General features: G+C 49.6%; 3 protein-coding genes. All 3 read right to left on the bottom strand.

What is annotated here, in order from left to right:
* Positions 1 to 183: 183 nt before the first annotated feature.
* Positions 184 to 1,419, bottom strand: a complete 1,236-nt coding sequence (locus JR346_RS10320) for a hypothetical protein (protein ID WP_205483984.1) — start codon at positions 1,417 to 1,419, stop codon at positions 184 to 186.
* A 448-nt stretch (positions 1,420 to 1,867) separates the two neighbouring features.
* Positions 1,868 to 2,083, bottom strand: coding sequence for an AlpA family transcriptional regulator (locus JR346_RS10315; protein WP_205483982.1), 216 nt, complete (start codon positions 2,081 to 2,083; stop codon positions 1,868 to 1,870).
* Between the two features lie 23 nt (positions 2,084 to 2,106).
* Positions 2,107 to 2,544: a hypothetical protein gene (locus JR346_RS10310; RefSeq protein ID WP_205483980.1), complete on the bottom strand. Its 438-nt coding sequence runs from the start codon at positions 2,542 to 2,544 to the stop codon at positions 2,107 to 2,109.
* Positions 2,545 to 2,729 lie beyond the last annotated feature (185 nt).

Raw genomic sequence — 2,729 nt, 5'->3', positions numbered from 1 at the left:
ACTTGTTTCAGCTAAAGGTATGAAATAGCCGGGTTTCTTGTCTTACTGGTGGCGAGCAATCCTACATACAAGAAACCCCCGCGTCAAGGGATTCGCTACGCTCACCCTTGACTCGGTTTTTTCTTGTATGGCTTGCTCCGCTTATCACCAGTAAGCCAAAAAAGGTAAGACGGGCGGGCGGGGCTAGTCGATGAAACCGTATTGTCGGCGGAGTTGGGTAATCCTAGCTTGTCTTTCGGTCGGTGGTCGCATCTCTTGCAAGGTGTAATTGGTGGCTTTAAGTATCTGTAGGACTTTTTCCCTGTCCGCCCACATTTTCATTGGGCGGACAGCAGAGAATGCTTCGTTACCACACTTCAAACCACGCCTTCCAAAGTTGATTGCTCTTGCCTTCCTTCTTTTGGACTTAGCATCTTTGACGACTATCAGTCGGGCGCGAGAGAGATTCCATTTCTTGATGTGACGTCTCATGACCCAGAGGTCTTCATTACCGGCTGTTTCTATTCGCTCAGGTTCTAAAAGGTACCCTTCCCATTTGCCGTTGTAGCCCCACATGCGACCGGTAGAGGTACGCCAGCTCTCAGGGACTTCGCGTCTTTGATAATGGGTTTGTCCACGAGAGCCGTGCTTAGCCTGGTATAAAAACCAGCCCGTATCTTCGACCCGCTTAGCGTATTGAGACTTATGCGAAACTTCGTAGCCGTGCTTTGCCGTTATGTCCGTCCAGCGATCTACAAGGTCAGTATGAAACTCACGTAGTGATAAGTCTTTATCCACCCATACCGTCATGTGCAGATGCGGTGTGAGCTTACGAGTAAATTCTGTCACCCAATGCACAAGATGCCATTTGTGGTATCTGAGACCGCCCTCGATAAGTCTCTTACGCATTTTCTGCCACGTAGCGGGGGTGGGCACTTCTTCACCTGCTGGAACGGTTAGAGTGACCGCAAAGGCTTCATAAAGCCCCTTCAAACCCTCTACATCGATAGACATTAGAAACTTGAAATTGTTACGAGAGACCGCAGCCGTCCAACCTTTAGTATTCCCACGCTTGGGTCTAAACATGCTCTTCAACCAAATCGGCAATGCCGAGACGGTGAGCTTATGCATGTCTTGCTCACTACCCATGTAGTCAGCAAGACATTCACCAGCAGTCACAAAATGACCTGTACTCAATTCCATCTCTTGCACACTGAAATAGCTCTGAGCATCGCCCACATCATCACCCATACACACAAAAAGGTCTTGCAGACCTGCCTTATGCAAGAAATCTTGCAAGGCGTACTCGTCCATACGCCTATTCAATGGCTGTGCGTCCAAATCATCTTGACTCAGGCTGTAGCTCGCCTCAACAGGTCTTCCAGCATCTCTTCGTGTCGCGGATACCGTTAAGCCACTAACATACTTCTTGACTAACATTTCTCGGCTTCCTGCCGGGCACCATGCTTCCTTTTCAGGCTTCTTCCAATGGTGCTCGACTGTTCCAGCTCGACAGGGGGGAGGGGGGCGGAGCAAAAAGCTCACTTATGACACTACTAATCAAGAGAGACCCCCAAACCAACCCCCAGACCCAGTTTAAAGCGCGCTTTGTGGTAACCAAGACGCTTGCCCCTTTTGCTTGCCCCCCCTTTTGGCTTTGTCACTCACCCTGCGCCCTTGTCGGGCTGGGGTTCGTTTGAGTCGCCGGGGGGGTCTGCGCTTTGGGTCTGCGCGTCTTGGTTACTTAGTGGCGCGCTTTGTGGGGGGGCTGGGTGTTGGTTTGGGGGGTTTGGGTAGTGCCGTGAGCTTTTTGTTTTGTCCCGGTCGAGTTGTTCTTTAGCAAATGGTGGAAAGCCCCTGAGGCGGTTCTCAGGGGCTTGTGGCGGAATTAGAAGTTAGGGTCAGGCTTTTGTGCCGAGTAACGTTTAACGGCTTCTGCCAGCTCTGAGCGCTGGTAGAGCTTTTGACCGTTGATGTTGTAGGGCTGGGGTAGAACGCCTGCCTGAATCCAGTTGTAGATGGTGCTACGGGATACGTCTAGGAAACGTGCGGCGCTTGTGATGTTTACAAAGCCGTCTGGCATGTTTTCTGCGTCCTTAGCCATGACTTTTACTTTCCGCTTGTTGCTTATGATTTGGTGCTGGGTGGTGGTGTTGCTGAGGGGTCTTTGGTGAGCATTTTCTGGGCGCGCCATGAGCATGCACCGACGCTTTTACCTTTTTCTCCTTTACTCCTATCGAATTTGGAGTAGATGAAGAGTCGTAAGCCTTGGAAGTAGACTTGGGAGCTTCGGGGTGCGGTGGGTGCTTCATGGGTGAACATTTGGATTTCTAAGTCCTCCATGATTTCTTCACCGTCGTAGTCAGTGCTGTAGTGGGTGACTTGGACTAGCCATTTGGGGGTGCCGTCTTTGTCTACAGCGTCGACAAATTGACCTTTGGGAGCGTCAGGGTTTGTTTCTTTGTTGTAGTTGGGGTTGGGCTGGTAGTCCTGGGCACGCTTGACGCTTTTGAAGATGTAGTCGTGGGGGTGGTCGACATAGAAAATGTTGTTGAAATCGGACATTATATGTATCCTTAGAGAATAAATTTACTTTTTTTGGATAACCCCTCAGTTCAACTATGACCCTGAACTGAGGGGTTTACTTCGTTTAGAAGCTATCTAAAGCCTATAACAGCTTCTGGTGTTAAGTCAAAAACTTTTTACACCTATAAACAGTTAAGGGCAATTATACACACGGGTATTTTTAT

The sequence above is a fragment of the Rothia sp. ZJ932 genome (genome assembly GCF_016924835.1).
Taxonomy (GTDB): Bacteria; Actinomycetota; Actinomycetes; order Actinomycetales; family Micrococcaceae; genus Rothia.
This window is presented reverse-complemented; position numbering and strand designations above follow the sequence as displayed.

Excerpts from the sequence above, each read along its gene's own strand:
- JR346_RS10320 (WP_205483984.1), bottom strand. The coding sequence starts at position 1,419 with ATGTTAGTCAAGAAGTATGTTAGTGGCTTAACGGTATCCGCGACACGA.
- JR346_RS10315 (WP_205483982.1), bottom strand. The coding sequence starts at position 2,083 with ATGGCTAAGGACGCAGAAAACATGCCAGACGGCTTTGTAAACATCACA.
- JR346_RS10310 (WP_205483980.1), bottom strand. The coding sequence starts at position 2,544 with ATGTCCGATTTCAACAACATTTTCTATGTCGACCACCCCCACGACTAC.